Annotated in this window: 16 protein-coding genes; 4 read left to right on the top strand and 12 right to left on the bottom strand. The window is 50.0% G+C overall.

What is annotated here, in order from left to right; translation table 11 throughout:
- Nucleotides 1-36: 36 nt before the first annotated feature.
- The 7 genes from nlpD to ftsB all read right to left on the bottom strand — a co-directional run bounded on the left by nlpD (nucleotide 37) and on the right by ftsB (nucleotide 5,403).
- Nucleotides 37-1,014, bottom strand: coding sequence for a murein hydrolase activator NlpD (gene nlpD, locus AC2A06_RS02780; RefSeq protein WP_484379313.1), 978 nt, complete (start codon nucleotides 1,012-1,014; stop codon nucleotides 37-39).
- Between the two features lie 455 nt (nucleotides 1,015-1,469).
- Nucleotides 1,470-2,096, bottom strand: coding sequence for a protein-L-isoaspartate(D-aspartate) O-methyltransferase (locus AC2A06_RS02775; protein ID WP_023491284.1), 627 nt, complete (start codon nucleotides 2,094-2,096; stop codon nucleotides 1,470-1,472).
- Entirely contained in the window at nucleotides 2,090-2,851 is a 762-nt protein-coding gene (gene surE, locus AC2A06_RS02770; protein WP_484379275.1) for a 5'/3'-nucleotidase SurE, read from the bottom strand. Before surE ends, AC2A06_RS02775 begins: the two co-directional genes overlap by 7 nt.
- The gene (gene truD, locus AC2A06_RS02765; RefSeq protein WP_484379274.1) at nucleotides 2,832-3,878 is read right to left on the bottom strand and encodes a tRNA pseudouridine(13) synthase TruD; all 1,047 of its coding nucleotides are present in this window, start codon (nucleotides 3,876-3,878) and stop codon (nucleotides 2,832-2,834) included. The genes surE and truD overlap by 20 nt, the downstream gene beginning before the upstream one ends.
- A 6-nt stretch (nucleotides 3,879-3,884) precedes the next feature.
- A complete protein-coding gene (gene ispF, locus AC2A06_RS02760; protein ID WP_023490922.1) occupies nucleotides 3,885-4,358 on the bottom strand; it encodes a 2-C-methyl-D-erythritol 2,4-cyclodiphosphate synthase in 474 nt (157 codons plus the stop codon).
- Nucleotides 4,359-4,368: 10 nt separating this feature from the next.
- Nucleotides 4,369-5,076 carry a 2-C-methyl-D-erythritol 4-phosphate cytidylyltransferase gene (gene ispD, locus AC2A06_RS02755; protein WP_037385926.1) on the bottom strand — a complete coding sequence of 236 codons (708 nt, stop codon included), beginning with the start codon at nucleotides 5,074-5,076 and terminating at the stop codon, nucleotides 4,369-4,371.
- 6 nt (nucleotides 5,077-5,082) lie between these two features.
- Nucleotides 5,083-5,403: a cell division protein FtsB gene (gene ftsB / locus AC2A06_RS02750; RefSeq protein ID WP_023490925.1), complete on the bottom strand. Its 321-nt coding sequence runs from the start codon at nucleotides 5,401-5,403 to the stop codon at nucleotides 5,083-5,085.
- 502 nt (nucleotides 5,404-5,905) lie between these two features.
- Between ftsB and AC2A06_RS02745 the strand changes: the two genes are divergently transcribed.
- The 3 genes from AC2A06_RS02745 (at nucleotide 5,906) to AC2A06_RS02735 (ending at nucleotide 8,403) form a co-directional block, all read left to right on the top strand.
- Nucleotides 5,906-6,679, top strand: a complete 774-nt coding sequence (locus AC2A06_RS02745; RefSeq protein WP_473195988.1) for a basic amino acid ABC transporter substrate-binding protein — start codon at nucleotides 5,906-5,908, stop codon at nucleotides 6,677-6,679.
- A 298-nt stretch (nucleotides 6,680-6,977) separates the two neighbouring features.
- Nucleotides 6,978-7,697, top strand: a complete 720-nt coding sequence (locus AC2A06_RS02740) for an amino acid ABC transporter permease (RefSeq protein ID WP_473198042.1) — start codon at nucleotides 6,978-6,980, stop codon at nucleotides 7,695-7,697.
- Nucleotides 7,681-8,403 carry an amino acid ABC transporter ATP-binding protein gene (locus AC2A06_RS02735; protein WP_023490931.1) on the top strand — a complete coding sequence of 241 codons (723 nt, stop codon included), beginning with the start codon at nucleotides 7,681-7,683 and terminating at the stop codon, nucleotides 8,401-8,403. Before AC2A06_RS02740 ends, AC2A06_RS02735 begins: the two co-directional genes overlap by 17 nt.
- A 51-nt stretch (nucleotides 8,404-8,454) precedes the next feature.
- Here the strand turns inward: AC2A06_RS02735 and AC2A06_RS02730 are convergent, their stop codons facing one another.
- From AC2A06_RS02730 to cysG, 5 genes are all read right to left on the bottom strand, one after another.
- Nucleotides 8,455-8,778 (bottom strand): DUF3561 family protein, encoded by a 324-nt coding sequence (locus tag AC2A06_RS02730; RefSeq protein WP_037385925.1) that lies wholly within the window; start codon nucleotides 8,776-8,778, stop codon nucleotides 8,455-8,457.
- Between the two features lie 114 nt (nucleotides 8,779-8,892).
- Nucleotides 8,893-9,522, bottom strand: coding sequence for an adenylyl-sulfate kinase (cysC, locus tag AC2A06_RS02725; RefSeq protein WP_473195989.1), 630 nt, complete (start codon nucleotides 9,520-9,522; stop codon nucleotides 8,893-8,895).
- Complete coding sequence (gene cysN, locus AC2A06_RS02720) at nucleotides 9,515-10,957, bottom strand: sulfate adenylyltransferase subunit CysN (RefSeq protein ID WP_484379273.1); 1,443 nt, start codon at nucleotides 10,955-10,957, stop codon at nucleotides 9,515-9,517. The genes cysC and cysN overlap by 8 nt, the downstream gene beginning before the upstream one ends.
- An 11-nt stretch (nucleotides 10,958-10,968) precedes the next feature.
- A complete protein-coding gene (gene cysD, locus AC2A06_RS02715) occupies nucleotides 10,969-11,877 on the bottom strand; it encodes a sulfate adenylyltransferase subunit CysD (protein WP_484379272.1) in 909 nt (302 codons plus the stop codon).
- A 178-nt stretch (nucleotides 11,878-12,055) separates the two neighbouring features.
- Nucleotides 12,056-13,546 (bottom strand): siroheme synthase CysG, encoded by a 1,491-nt coding sequence (gene cysG, locus AC2A06_RS02710; RefSeq protein WP_484379271.1) that lies wholly within the window; start codon nucleotides 13,544-13,546, stop codon nucleotides 12,056-12,058.
- A gap of 285 nt (nucleotides 13,547-13,831) precedes the next feature.
- Here cysG and AC2A06_RS02705 point away from each other — a divergent pair, with 285 nt between their 5' ends.
- Complete coding sequence (locus tag AC2A06_RS02705; RefSeq protein ID WP_484379270.1) at nucleotides 13,832-14,911, top strand: aminopeptidase; 1,080 nt, start codon at nucleotides 13,832-13,834, stop codon at nucleotides 14,909-14,911.
- The last annotated feature ends 210 nt before the right edge of the window (nucleotides 14,912-15,121 follow it).

The raw sequence follows: 15,121 nt of genomic DNA, 5'->3' as shown, positions 1-15,121 counted from the left end.
GATAACACGAGCAGAACAGGGTGCATTCTGCCCAATCTATCGCTGCGGAAGATAACGCAGCGGGTTTACGGACTTCCCCTTGTAACGAATTTCAAAATGTAAGCGTACTGAACTGGTTCCGGTGCTTCCCATTGTTGCTATTTTTTGTCCTGCTTTCACTTCTTGTTGTTCCCGGACCAGCATTGTGTCGTTATGAGCATAAGCACTCAAGTAATCATCATTATGCTTAATGATTATCAGATTACCATAACCCCGTAAAGCGTTGCCCGCATAAACTACGCGGCCATCGGCGGTAGCAAAGATAGGCTGCCCCCGGGTACCACCAATATCGATACCTTTATTTCCCCCTTCCGCTGAGGAAAAGTTATCGATAATTTTACCATCAGTTGGCCATTTCCAAGTACTTACTGGTGCACTATTACTGGCGGTACTGCTTGGTACTGTCGCAGTTGGTGCGATAACAGGAGCATTGCTGGTAGCGACCGCCACAGCCCCTGATGCTGGTAACATTTTACCTACATTCTGTTTACTTGAGTTGTCAGAATACGCGCTCGTCGACTGAGAATCAACAGCTGTTGTTTGTATCTGGCTGCTCGAAGGTGGCTTCGGTACGCCGCCTCTTGTTGCATCAGTGGCGGCCAACATGCCACCACTACTCTTGGCAGAACCATTACCAAGCTGAATGGTTTGGCCAACCTCTAAATTATAGGGTTGCGGGATATTATTACGCTCGGCCAGATCACGATAATCACTCCCGGTGATCCAGGCAATATAGAACAGCGTATCACCCCGTTTTACAGTATAAGTACTGCCGCTGTAGCTCCCTTTGGGTATAGCGTTATAACTGCGATTGTAAGCAATACGCCCTTGTGATCCACTCCCCTGACTAGCAGATGTGACAGAGCCACTGCCATCTACGCTACTAATCGGCGCTGAATTTGGATTATTACTCGAACAACCCGCCAACCCCAAACTTAACATCATACAGATCGCCGCTCGGCGCAAAGTAATCATTGGGCTTCCCGTGCTCATGCTCCCCCCACGACAGCAATATAAACGTTATACTCTTCAACCTGCATGTTACCAGCAGACGTTGTCCCCCTGTTGCTTACTTAAGCGAGCTAACACGGCTTCATTACATCACTGTCCCAATGCAATTGGTTATATAACGTTCTCTCAGTTTTAAACAAGTATTTCCCCAGACGAACTTAAATACCCACAATTCCTCTACCAGGGAACTAAAAATTAACACTCACAATGCAATACCCAATCCCACTTCCACGACTATCTTTACCGTTTGAGTGATGCAGGATATAACGACCTGGGCATTGCTATACAATAAAAAAGCCATTTTATTGAAAATTAATATTATTGAAACTCTCTATCCAAGTTCTTTCAAGTGGTCAGCAGATTGATTTCGTGCACGACACAACAACCACTTAACAGTCTAAATGAACAGATAGGCTCAATTACACCAATTCACCTTGCACTAAAGGAACAAATCTTACTGCTTCAACCGTATCAATGGTAAATCCATCGCCACGCCGATGAATACACTGCAACATCTGTTGTGTCTGCCCCACAGGTAACACTAGAATCCCACCGTCATCTAACTGTTGTACCAGCGCTTGGGGAATTTCTGGTGGTGCGGCGGTCACGATAATGGCATCAAATGGCCCCCGAGCGGCCCAGCCCTGCCAGCCGTCACCATGGCGCGTGGAGACATTATGTAAATCGAGTTGTTTCAAGCGACGCTTGGCTTGCCACTGTAATCCTTTGATTCGCTCAACAGAATAAACATGCTGTACCAAATGTGCCAAGACGGCGGTCTGGTAACCAGAACCGGTACCTATTTCCAGTACACGGGAAGTCGGCCGTAAATTCAGCAGTTCAGTCATACGCGCGACGATATAAGGCTGAGAGATGGTCTGCCCGGAACCAATCGGCAGTGCGGTATTCTCATAAGCTTTATGTGCAAACGCTTCGTCAACAAAACGCTCACGCGGAACGTTTTCGATGGCACTGAGCAAGCGTTCATCCCTGATGCCCTGCTGGCGTAATTGCTTCAGCAATGTTTGTATGCGCTTGTTCACCATTGCTCACGAAACCCTGCTCTGGTTAACCATGTTGTCAGCACCTCTTGTGCCCTATAAGCGGTCAAATCGACCTGCAAAGGAGTAATTGCCACATAACCTTGATCGACTGCGGCAAAATCGGTATCGGGTCCAGCATCGAATTTATCACCTGGGGGCCCGATCCAATATAATTTTTCACCATAGGGATCCTGCTGACAAAACACTTTATCGGCAGGGTGTCGGCTACCACAACGCGTTACGCGTATTCCTTTGATTTCTGCCAGAGGTAAATCAGGGACATTAATATTGAGAATTTTGCCAGTGCGCAACGGTTCGCCTAGCAATGCACGTAACAAGCGACAAGTGATGGCCGCAGCGGTGTCATAATGCTGATGCCCATTCAGTGACACCGCTAACGCAGGCAAGCCCAAATGACGCCCCTCCATCGCTGCTGCAACGGTGCCTGAATAGATAACATCATCCCCTAAATTGGGCCCAGCATTAATACCTGAAACCACTATATCTGGCGCTGGATGCATCAAGGCATTAACCCCGAGATACACACAATCCGTCGGCGTTCCCTGCTGAACGGCAATATCACCATTAGGTAATGTGTGCGTGCGCAACGGCACCCTTAACGTTAACGCATTGGAAGAACCACTACGGTTACGATCCGGTGCCACTATCTGTACTTGGGCAAACTCACGCAGCGCTGCCGCCAGCACCTGGATGCCCGGCGCATTGACACCATCATCATTACTCAGCAATATCCGCATCACTGTTATCCTGCTGTATCATTTCACGGACTACGCTGGTCGCAAAACTCCCTGCGGGTAACCAGAAGCGTAACTCAACGGTGGCATCATCCCACCAGTTCCACTGTAACTTCTGTGGGTATAACAGTAAGGCCCGACGGGCAGGCTCAACGCGTTCACGCCTTAAAAGTGTCAGCAACTCCGGCTGTTGTGCTAAACAATGCTGTTCAAATGCCAAGGCTTCGTTGGCAGTACCAGGTTCACCGTCGCCCGGTAATGGCGCGGTAATCATCAGTTCACCCGCGTCCAGACGTTGTTGCAAGGTTGGCAGCTCTTCCTCTTTGGCGACAAACCAACTCCCTCGCCCGGCAAGCTGCAATGCATCCCCGGCCAGCACTTTGCGCTGCTGTTGGTTAGCCAAACGCTGGCTGGTCACTAAGTTGAATAGCGCGCTCCGACTGGCGGAAAGATAGAAACTACGCTTATTACGCTCTTTAACCCGTATTTCATCGTTGGCCCAACGGCGTGCCATAACCAGGTTATTGCCACCATGGCCAAAACGCTGGAGACCAAAGTAATTGGGGACGCCATGGACGGCGATAGCTTGCAGACGCTGCTCCACCTCCTGGCGATCACTGATCTGGCGAAGCACTAGTGTAAAATCATTCCCTTGCAGCGTACCAATGCGCAACTTGCGTAAATGGCGAGCGGTCTGCAATACCTGGCACCCTTCAAGCATAAACTGGCTAAAATCCGGCGAGGCTTTACCCGGCAGATGCAGGCAAAACCACTGTTCAGTCACCGCATGGCGATCTTTCAACCCGGCATAACTGACTGAACGGGCATGAATACCGGCAAACTTTGCCAGGTAGTCAGCGACAAACTGAGTATTACAGCCATTTTTGCGAATATTCACCAGCAGGTGCTCACCTTCACCATCTGGTGTAAAACCTAAATCTTCCACGACCACAAAGTCTTCCGGATTAGCCTTTAAAAGACCGGTTGCCCGTGGTTGACCGTGCTGCCAAGTCAGATTTGCCATATCCATCTTGACCTATTCCTTGACCAACAAGACAACCGCCTCACAGGCAATACCTTCACCACGCCCAGTAAAACCCAGTTGCTCGGTGGTGGTCGCTTTCACATTAACGTCATCCATATGACATTGCAGATCTTCCGCCAGAAAGACACGCATCTGCGGAATATGTGGTGCCATCTTGGGAGCCTGAGCAATGATCGTGACATCCAGATTTCCCAGGCGATACCCTTTGGCACAGACGCGCCGCCAAGCTTCTCGCAACAACTCGCGGCTATCGGCCCCTTTAAATTGAGGATCCGTATCCGGGAACAACTTGCCAATATCACCCAATGCGACGGCACCTAATAGGGCATCGGTCACCGCATGCAGCGCGACATCACCATCGGAGTGAGCCAACAGCCCCTGAGTAAAAGGAATGCGAACACCACCGATCACCAACGGCCCTTCACCGCCAAATTTATGTACATCAAAACCGTGACCGATACGCATCATGCGCTCCTTAGTTGTTCAACTGTGTCAAATAGAATGCGGCCAATGCTAAATCTTCTGGTCGCGTGACTTTAATATTGTCTGAACGCCCGGCCACCAGCAAGGGGTGGTAACCACTATGCTCCATCGCTGATGCTTCATCGGTGACCTCCACTCCCTCATCCAGTGCACGTTGCAGGCAGAGTTTGAGTAATTCCAGTGGGAATAACTGCGGGGTCAGCGCGTGCCATAAATCCTGACGTTCAACGGTATGTGCGATGGCCGGTTGCCCCACCACGGCACGTTTCATGGTATCACGCACCGGGGTAGCCAGAATGCCACCGACCTGGCTGTGTTCGGTGATCGCCAACAGTCGTTCCAGGTCATCAGCATGCAGACAAGGGCGAGCAGCATCATGCACCAGCACCCATCGCGTATTACCCGCCAATTGTAACCCAGCCATGACCGAATCTGCACGCAGTCGGCCCCCCAAGGTAACCTGTACGCGGGGATCCTGGGCAATCGGCAATGTTTGAAATTGATGGTCTTCGGGGCTGATAACCACAATCACCTGGCTAATTCGCCGATGGCGTAACAAAGCCTGGATGGCGTGCTCAAGAATCGTCTGATGACCAATGGTTAAATACTGTTTCGGGCAATCGGCTTGCATACGGCTGCCGATCCCGGCGGCGGGTAAAATGGCAATTACCGGAGAAAAAGGGTCTGAAAAAGGATTCATTTACTGTTATTTTTGTGGGTTATTTGGCGTGGAAGATACCGCACTACGCTTAGCGGGCTCTGAGATCAGACGATAGAAAGTCTCACCAGGCTTGATCATACCCAGTTCATTACGCGCACGCTCCTCGATTGCTTCCTGACCGCCATTCAAATCGGCGATCTCGGCAAACAATTGATCATTACGCGCTTTTAATTTAGCATTGTTGCTTTGCTGAGCAGTGACGTCTTCCTTGAGCCGCACATAATCGTGCACACCATTCTTCCCCAGCCACAGCGAGTACTGTAACCAGCCGAGTAATGCCAGCAATAGCAGCGTAAGTTTTCCCATCTCTGCCCCCTAAAAAACCGACTAATCATCGCACAACTTTTGGTTTGACTCCACATCGAGAGCGGCTTTTCCCCCACGTAGAGGCGGGGGCAATCAACACTCTTGAGTTGAGTAATGCTGGTCACCGCGCATTTTAAGTAACCCGGCCTCCGTTTAACCACCACCAGGGGTTGTGTTTTTATTCAGGTGAGCGTATTTTTATGCATCTAAAGTGCATAAAAAATGCAATCTATAGCCACATTGCTTCAAGGCAGGTAAGAGAGAAAGGGAAGACTAACTACTTGCTCAGCTAAGTCAGTTGGCGACGCAAAGCTCTCTTCCATCACTTGCATAGCAACAGATATACCCAAGTTCAATGAAGTTTGCAGGTAGGCGACAAGGGAGTGAGTCCCTGGGAGCATAGTCAACTATGTGACTAGGGCGAATGAGCGTAGTCAACACCCCTGCAGTTTCATTGGCGATGGGTATAGATAATTTTACTACTCATTATCGGGGATGACTCATGTTAAAACGTTTAGTTCTGATTGGCGCTTGCCTGGCGGCGACCTTTTCTGTTTCCTCCTATGCGGCGACTGAACCAACCTATGTGGTCGGCTCAGGGGGGACTTACCGCCCATTCGAATTCGAAAACAGCAAAAAGCAGTTAGAAGGCTTTGATATTGATATCATCAAAGCCATCGCCAAGGTGGAAGGGTTTCAGGTGAAGCTGGTCAATACACCGTGGGAAGGGATCTTTGCCACATTAAACTCCGGTGATCGCGATATGATCATTTCTGGTATTACCATCACGGATAAACGTAAACAAATGGTGGATTTTTCCCTCCCCTACTTCCCGGCAGAGCAGGCTATCGTAGTGCCAAAAGGTTCTACCGTCGACTCCATCGCGGCACTGAAAACACTCAAAGTTGGCGTCGTTAACTCCAGCACCGCTGACATTGTGGTTTCCGATACCTTGGGCAAGAACAGCACCGCTATCAAGCGTTTCGATAACACACCACTGATGTTGCAAGAGCTGTATGAAGACGGCATTGGTGCTGCAGTTGGCGACGTGGGCGTTGCCAAGTTCTACATAAAAACCCACCCAGAAAAAGAGTTCAAACTGGTCTCTGATGCCAAATTCGAGCGCCAGTATTTTGGTATCGCTGTCGCTAAAGGCAATGATGAGTTACGCAACAAGATCAACAGCGGGTTGAAGAAAATTATCGCTGATGGTTCCTATGCAAAAATTTACCAGACCTGGTTCGACGGTAATGTACCCACTTTACCTGCTGAATAAGCGACCTTAGGTTATCAGCTGTAATTATGCCGACAATCATTCAAGCCGCTGCAACCTGATTGATAGTCGGTATCGTCCCGCAAGCACGACATACCCTATACACTAAATAATTCGAGTTGCAGGAAGGCGGCAACGCAGAGAATCCCCAGGAGCTTACACGGGTAAGTGACTGGGGTGAGCGAGGAAAGCCAACACACATGCAACTTGAAGTATGACGAGTATAATCAGAATATTTTTTAAAAAGGACGTCACCTTGAATTTCCGTTGGGAGATCATTCAGGAATACGCACCATTATTTATGGAAGGTGCCTGGATGACCATCAAATGCACCATTATCTGTGTGCTGCTAGGTACCACCTGGGGTCTGCTGTTGGGGTTGGGCCGTTTAGCTCAGGCGTCACATGGTATCTGGAAACCCGTCCTGCATTATTGCGTTCAATGGCCGGTACGTATTTATATCAGCGCTTTTCGCGGTACACCGCTGTTTGTGCAGATTATGGTGGTTCACTTCGCACTGGTACCGCTATTTATTAACCCGCGTGATGGCTTACTGATCAACAGTGGCCTGATGAGCGCCGACTTCGCCCGTATGTTACGTTCCGAGTATGGTGCTTTCCTCTCGTGCGTGGTGGCAATCACGCTCAATGCTGGCGCATATGTTTCTGAAATCTTCCGTGCCGGTATTCAGTCAATTGATCGCGGTCAGATGGAGGCTTCCCGCTCCCTGGGAATGAGCTATGGTAAAACCATGCGCAAAGTCATCCTGCCGCAGGCATTCCGCCGTATGCTCCCCCCATTGGGTAACAACGCGATTGCCATTGTGAAGGACTCCTCTCTGGCTTCCGCCATTGGTTTGGCGGACCTGGCTTATGCGGCACGCACCGTTTCTGGTGCCTACGCAACCTACTGGGAGCCCTACCTGACCATTTCACTGATTTATTGGGTCATCACCTTTCTGCTGTCATTAATGGTGCAACACATGGAAAAAAGGTTCGGTAAAAGTGATTCGCGTACATAACCTGCAAAAACAATTTGGCGAAAGCCATGTGCTGCGCGGTATCTCCTGTGAGATCGCGCCCAATGAAGTGGTGTGTATTATCGGCCCTTCAGGCTCAGGTAAAAGCACCTTTCTGCGCTGCATTAATGCACTGGACACGCTCTCAGGTGGTGAGATCGATGTGAATGGTTTTGCCATTCACAGCCATAAAACCAACCTGAACAAAATGCGTGAAAGTGTCGGCATGGTATTCCAACGTTTTAATCTGTTCCCTCATATGACGGTGTTGGAAAATATCATTATGGCGCCCATGGAAGTGAAAAAGCTGTCCCGTGAACAAGCAATAGAACGGGCTGAAGTGCTGCTGCGTAAGGTGGGTCTGCTGGATAAAATTGATGCCTACCCCAGTAGCCTCTCTGGCGGACAACAACAGCGTGTCGCCATTGCTCGCGCCTTAGCGATGGAACCGAAAATCATGCTGTTCGATGAACCCACCTCCGCTCTCGATCCTGAGTTAGTCGGCGAGGTATTAGCCGTAATGAAATCTTTGGCCCATGAAGGCATGACCATGGTCGTGGTGACTCATGAGATGGGTTTTGCCCGTGAGGTTGCTGACCGTGTACTGTTTATCGACCAGGGAATTATTCAGGAAGAGGGTTCACCGCAGCATATTTTTGGCAACCCGACCAATGCACGGACTCAAGCATTTTTAAGCAAGGTTTTGTAATCTTTAACACTACGCTGTCATCTCAGGGGCGCGCACTAAGCGCCCTTTCTCTTACCAGCCACTCAACAAGCTAAAGACCCACCAAAATAGCCCTAGCACTACGATCCCCGTCAATAATAGCGTGAAGACCACATGCCCCCGTAACAGGATACTGAAAGCGATACCCAGTAGGACGGAAAGCGGCATTAAGGAAAGAAAAAACGGCCATGTATAGAGCAACAAGAACAGTGTGTTAGCACCATAGACCATAAAAGGCACAGCAAAAGCCAACCAGTAGAAAACAAATCCACTGATGCCCCCCAGAAAAAAATAAGCGGGCTCTTCTTGCTCCTGTTGTGCCGCTATCAATATCGACATCGGCGTGACATTTTGCATACGCTTCCCAAGTTATTTATCTGCGATATCCATCACTACCCAGCTGAATATATAGCTACAGCTTGAATAAACGTCTAAAGACGCATGGCAAAAAACACCATGCCCTTTTTAAACTTAAGATCTGATAATAGCCTGACGGCGTAATACGTCTAATAATTGCTCAGTCAAATTTGTAACTAATTGTTTGCCATCCAGATGCACCTCAGGTCGTTCTGGTACCTCATACATCGCATCAATACCGGTGAAATTTCGCAGTTGCCCCGAGCGTGCTTTTTTATACAAGCCTTTTGGGTCACGTGCCTCACAAATTGCCAACGGCGTATCGACAAATACCTCAATGAAACGCCCCTCATCCAGCATATGGCGCACCATCTCTCGTTCGGCTCGATGCGGGGAAATAAACGCCGTTAAGACCACCAAGCCAGCATCCACCATCAGTTTGGCAACCTCACCCACCCGACGGATATTCTCGCGCCGATCCTGGTCAGAAAAACCCAGATCACTGCACAAACCATGGCGCACATTATCGCCATCCAACAGATAGGTACGTACCCCCAATTGATGTAGCGCTTGCTCCAGTAACCCTGCGATGGTCGATTTGCCGGAACCTGACAGGCCGGTAAACCATATAACCAGCCCTTGGTGACCATGACTGCTTTCACGTTGAGTGCGTGTGACGGCATGTGAATGCCACACGATATTCTCATCATCACGCCCGGTGGCTGCTCTTGGCCCTTCAACCATGTGAGCTCCCCTTAAGCAGGTCACGTGCCCCCCAGTGAGGAAAATGCTTGCGTACCAAAGCGTTCAATTCCAACTCAAAGGCACTGAACTCCCCCGTCACGACTGACTTAGCCTGGTGTAACGCTTGGCGCACCAATCCGGCCCCCACCGTGACGTTGCTCAAGCGGTCAATGAAGATCAAGCTGCCAGTATCATGATTCTGCTGATAGCTATCCAATAGCAACGGTTCATCAAAGGTGAGTTCCACCAGCCCAATACCATTGAGCGGTAATGCATCAACCTGATGATGTACCAAGGAGTTAATGTCCACCTGATGGTGAATACTCTCAACACGGGCACAGGTCTTCTTACCCGCTATTTTGACATTAAAGCGTTGACCCGCCTGTAAAGCCTGCTCCACCATCCACACCACATCCACCAACGCACTTTGCACCGGCTGTAATGTTTCACTCGCATCCACCAGCAGGTCGCCACGGCTAATGTCTATCTCGTTTTCCAGTACCAGCGTAATCGCTTCACCGGGTATCGCCTGTTGCAGGTCGCCATCAAATGTCACGATACGTGCCACGGTTGACTCAACCCCTGAAGGCAGCACCTTAATACGCTGCCCCACATGCACCACACCGGCTGACAGCGTGCCCGCATAACCACGGAAATCGAGATTAGGGCGGTTGACGTATTGCACCGGGAAACGCAACGGTTGATTCTCACGGTCACTCACCACATCAACGCTTTCCAGGAGCGCCAACAGGGTTGGGCCTGAGTACCAAGGCATCCGTGCGCTCGGTGTGGCGACATTGTCACCATCCAACGCTGACAGCGGCACAAATTTAATATCCAGATCATCAGGTAAGCGTTGCGCGAAAGTCAGATAATCCTGTTTAAACTGTTCAAAGATCGCCTCACTGTAATCCACCAGATCCATCTTGTTCACCGCCACCACCAAATGCCGGATGCCGAGCAAAGTAGCAATAAAACTGTGGCGTCGCGTCTGATCAAGCACGCCTTTGCGCGCATCAATCAGCAGGATAGCCAAATCACAGGTGGAGGCACCGGTAGCCATATTGCGGGTGTACTGCTCGTGCCCCGGTGTATCGGCAATAATAAACTTACGTTGTTCGGTAGAGAAATAACGATAAGCGACGTCGATGGTGATGCCTTGTTCTCGTTCTGCCTGCAGGCCATCAACCAGTAAGGCCAGATCGAGTTTTTCGCCCTGAGTCCCAATACGTTTACTGTCAGTATGCAGTACTGAGAGCTGATCTTCGTAGATTTGGCGGGTATCGTGCAGCAAACGACCAATCAGGGTGCTTTTGCCGTCGTCGACACTGCCGCAAGTCAGGAAACGCAGCAAGCTTTTATCTTGTTGAGCATACAGATAGGCTTCTACTCCACCCTGTTGTGCAATTTGTTGTGCAATCACATGATTATTCATCCGGCGGTTCCTCAAAAATAGCCTTGACGCTTTTTCAACTCCATCGAACCGGACTGGTCACGATCGATCATACGCCCCTGTCGTTCGCTGGTAGTAGAAAGCAGCATTTCCTCAATGATTTCCGGCAGGGTCTGTGCCGAGGAGTCCACCGCCCCGGTTAATGGCCAACACCCCAAGGTACGGAAACGCACCATCCGCTGGCTGATCACTTCACCCGGCTGTATGTCGACGCGATCGTCATCCACCATTAATAACATGCCATCACGCTCAATCACCGGGCGCGGTTTCGCCAGATAAAGCGGCACGATCTCGATCTTTTCCAGGAAGATGTATTGCCAGATATCGAGTTCTGTCCAGTTTGATAACGGGAACACCCGGATACTCTCACCCTGGTTTATCTGACCGTTATAGTTATGCCATAACTCAGGGCGTTGATTTTTCGGGTCCCAACGATGAAAACGATCACGAAAAGAGTAGATCCGCTCTTTAGCTCGGGATTTTTCTTCGTCACGGCGCGCCCCACCAAAGGCAGCATCAAAGCCATATTTGTTCAGCGCTTGCTTCAGGCCTTCGGTTTTCATGATATCGGTATGTTTAGCACTACCATGAGCAAAGGGGCTGATTCCCATCGCTACACCATCGGGGTTTTTATGCACTAATAGCTCAAAACCGTACTGTTTGGCAGTACGATCGCGGAATTGATACATTTCGCGAAACTTCCAACCGGTATCCACATGCAGCAACGGAAATGGTAACGAACCAGGATAGAATGCCTTACGTGCCAAGTGCAGCATCACCGAAGAGTCTTTGCCGATGGAGTAGAGCATCACCGGATTGGCGAATTCAGCAGCAACCTCACGGATGATATGGATACTTTCCGCCTCCAATTGCCGCAAATGAGTGAGTCGTTTTGGGTCCATAACCGCTCCTTAAATAGATTGCCTTACTGCCTATACTCGTCATACTTCAAGTTGCATGTGTGTTGGCTTTCCTCGCTCACCCCAGTCACTTACTCGTGTAAGCTCCTGGGGATTCTCTGCGTCGCCGCCTTCCTGCAACACGAATTATTTAGTGTATAAACCCGATTAATCCCTGCCGTTATGCCAGCTCTTTGGAAGAATTGACCACATCAACATAATCTGACCGGTGGTTTGAGTTGACGTTGGGGTCTTCTGGCTGCAGTGTGAAAAAGTCCGCCTGCGCCGCTTGATGTCCAAACCAGGCGATCTGATGATGTAATTCCACCACTTCACCAATCACCAATAACGCCGGTAGGGGTGCCTGTTGAGCCAATTGCTCCAGTTGCTGCAAGGTACCAGTCTGTACCTGCTGATCTCGGCGTGTCCCGCGGCTAATCACCGCCACTGGGGTATCAGCACCACGGCCATGAGTGATCAAGTTACGGCTGATATCGGCGGCTTTCAGGGTGCCCATATAAATCGCCAAGGTTTGATGGGCCCGCGCTAACGCTACCCAATCCAGGCTATTTTCATCCGCACGGCAATGACCGGTAATAAAGGTCACGCTTTGTGCGTAATCACGATGAGTGAGTGGAATACCGGCATAAGCCGTCGCCCCCACTGCGGCAGTCACCCCGGGCACCACCTGGAAAGGAATACCAGCAGCCGCAGCAACTTGCAGCTCTTCCCCACCACGGCCAAACAGGAAAGGATCGCCCCCCTTCAAACGCACCACGCGTTTCCCTTGTTGCGCCAGCGTAACCAGCAAACGATTAATCTCGTCCTGAGAAGCCGAGTGCGCACCAGCACGTTTACCGACACAGATACGTTCCGCATCACGACGAACCAAATCCAGTACCTCTTGGCTCACCAGGTGATCATAAAGCACCACATCTGCCAGTTGCATCACCTGTAAACCACGTAAGGTCAACAAGCCCACATCACCGGGCCCAGCCCCCACTAAGGCTATTTCCCCTTGCTCTTGTTCACTCCCCTGCACAAAGGCGCTTAGCTCCTGCTCCAATTGCTGCTCAGCTTGCACAACCCGGCCCTGAGCCACCAGCGAAACAAAACGGCCATTAAACAGCTTTTCCCAAAACCGGCGTCGGTGACTAAAAGAGGCGACTTGCTGTTTTACTTTACCACGTAATTTCCCCGCCAATTGAGCCACGCGCCCCAAGCTGGCAGGCAGTAATGCCTCTAATTTTTCCCGTAGCATGCGGGCTAAGACGGGGGCCTGACCACCCGAAGAGATGGCCACCATAAGCGGAGAACGATCAATAATTGATGGAAAGATAAAGGAGCAACGGGGTTGGTCATCAACCACATTGGCCAACACACAACGTTTGTCTGCTTCGGCAAAGACTTCGGCATTGAGTGCATTGTCATCGGTGGCGGCAATTACCAGAAACACCCCATCCAATTGCGAGGGGGTAAAAGCCTGCCCCAGCCAATAAATCAGCCCTTGCTGATAAAGTTGCTTAAGTTCGGCAGACAGCTCCTGGGCAACCACATGGATTACCGCACCGGCACGTTGAAGCTGCTCCACTTTACGCGCAGCGACCGCACCGCCCCCCACCACCAACACCGGACGTTGTTTGAGATCAGCAAATAGAGGTAAATAGTCCACAGTGGCCTTTGCCTATAACAAAAAGATAGTGTGACTATACGGAGTGAGATTTGCTCGATGAAATGACTAATAAGTATGAGTAGTTCCATAATGGAATATACCGGCAAATTTATTTAAATGAGTAACGGTGAGTTGTAAATTGAATAACCCTAGGATGAGTAACAGCGCAACTTGCACATTGGCCACAAAATTAATAAACACATAAATTGTGTAATTCGCCATCACGTCCCATACTGAACTTGCAAATATATTGGCTCCACCTCTGTTACAGAAGGATTTTTCGGTATGTTTTTCCGCTTATGCCTGAGAACCGGGCTGTTGTTAGCCGCTTTCAGCGGTAGTGCCAACCTGTATGCGGCCCCTGATAAAGCCCACAAAGAAGTGCCGCTGGGTCAGTTTGCCGCTAGCCAGATACGTTATATCGCTACCTACTTTCCTGGTCGAATGGCTGGCAGCCCCGCCGAAATGCTTGCGGCAGATTATCTAAAACAACAGTTTACAGAGATGGGCTACCCAGCTGATACCCGCACCGTTGACGACCGTTATCTTTATACCAACAAAAACCGCAGTGAAAACTGGCATAAAATTACCTTTACCTCGGTCATTGCGGCCAAAAACGGTGATCAGCCCAAGCAGATCATTATCATGACGCACTTTGATACTTATACCCCGGTCAGTGATGATGACGTGGATAATAATCTGGGGGGGCTGACGTTACAGGGTGTGGACGACAATGCCTCTGGCGTCGGTGTGATGCTTGAGCTGGCTCACAGACTTAAAGATATCCCCACCACTTACAGCCTACGTTTTATCGCGACCAGTGGGGATGAGCTCCATTTGTTGGGGACCAAAAACTACCTGCAACGGATGTCGCAGGAAGAGCGTGAAAATACCTTGCTGGTGATTAACCTCGACAAGTTGATTACCGGGGATCGTCTCTATTTCCAATCCGGTGATAACACCCAACCGGATATCATTAAGCAATCCCGTGATCAGGCACTAAACCTTGCCCACCGCTACGGCATTGACGCCGCTCTGGTTCCTGACGGCAAAAACAGTCAAAAAGAGCATGATCCCAATAAAGAACTGTTTGACCAGGCAAAAATTCCTTTCCTATCCGTAGAAGCCACTAACTGGTTACTGGGGGCAAAAGATGGCTATCAGCAGCGGGCCATCAGCCCAAGCTTCCCACAAGGGGTCACCTGGCATCGTCTGCAATATGATAATTTGCAATATCTGGAAACCCATCTCCCAGGGCGGATTGAGAAACGCAGCCACGACAGCGTGCAGATCCTGCTGCCTCTGATTAAACAGCTAGCACAAGCGCGGCCAGCAGCGGGGGTTCAGGGTAAGAAGGTGAAATAGGGTTATATCAGCTCTGTGCTGATACTGTTACAGCACAGAGCGATAGCTAATCTGGCAGGCAGCTGTGTGCCGCGCTGAATATAAATCAAGAACCGCGCTAATGGTAAATCGGTTGAGTCAGAAGGATGCCTGCTTCACGTTCTTAGCGGATCAGCGGTATCTTTGGTTGGATGCTAAGGGCCAGGAGCGGACATTGCTGATATCACAATG

The organism is Serratia sp. HNCC26DJ244, assembly GCF_057180565.1.
This window is presented reverse-complemented; position numbering and strand designations above follow the sequence as displayed.

What these genes read in the sequence shown, in the direction of transcription:
- ispF (WP_023490922.1), bottom strand. Translation starts at nt 4,358, where the DNA reads ATGCGTATCGGTCACGGTTTTGATGTACATAAATTTGGCGGTGAAGGG.
- AC2A06_RS02740 (WP_473198042.1), top strand. Translation starts at nt 6,978, where the DNA reads ATGGAAGGTGCCTGGATGACCATCAAATGCACCATTATCTGTGTGCTG.
- surE (WP_484379275.1), bottom strand. Translation starts at nt 2,851, where the DNA reads ATGCGGATATTGCTGAGTAATGATGATGGTGTCAATGCGCCGGGCATC.
- cysC (WP_473195989.1), bottom strand. Translation starts at nt 9,522, where the DNA reads ATGGTTGAAGGGCCAAGAGCAGCCACCGGGCGTGATGATGAGAATATC.
- cysD (WP_484379272.1), bottom strand. Translation starts at nt 11,877, where the DNA reads ATGGACCCAAAACGACTCACTCATTTGCGGCAATTGGAGGCGGAAAGT.
- AC2A06_RS02730 (WP_037385925.1), bottom strand. Translation starts at nt 8,778, where the DNA reads ATGCAAAATGTCACGCCGATGTCGATATTGATAGCGGCACAACAGGAG.
- cysN (WP_484379273.1), bottom strand. Translation starts at nt 10,957, where the DNA reads ATGAATAATCATGTGATTGCACAACAAATTGCACAACAGGGTGGAGTA.
- AC2A06_RS02705 (WP_484379270.1), top strand. Translation starts at nt 13,832, where the DNA reads ATGTTTTTCCGCTTATGCCTGAGAACCGGGCTGTTGTTAGCCGCTTTC.
- AC2A06_RS02775 (WP_023491284.1), bottom strand. Translation starts at nt 2,096, where the DNA reads ATGGTGAACAAGCGCATACAAACATTGCTGAAGCAATTACGCCAGCAG.
- ispD (WP_037385926.1), bottom strand. Translation starts at nt 5,076, where the DNA reads ATGAATCCTTTTTCAGACCCTTTTTCTCCGGTAATTGCCATTTTACCC.
- nlpD (WP_484379313.1), bottom strand. Translation starts at nt 1,014, where the DNA reads ATGATTACTTTGCGCCGAGCGGCGATCTGTATGATGTTAAGTTTGGGG.
- ftsB (WP_023490925.1), bottom strand. Translation starts at nt 5,403, where the DNA reads ATGGGAAAACTTACGCTGCTATTGCTGGCATTACTCGGCTGGTTACAG.
- AC2A06_RS02745 (WP_473195988.1), top strand. Translation starts at nt 5,906, where the DNA reads ATGTTAAAACGTTTAGTTCTGATTGGCGCTTGCCTGGCGGCGACCTTT.
- truD (WP_484379274.1), bottom strand. Translation starts at nt 3,878, where the DNA reads ATGGATATGGCAAATCTGACTTGGCAGCACGGTCAACCACGGGCAACC.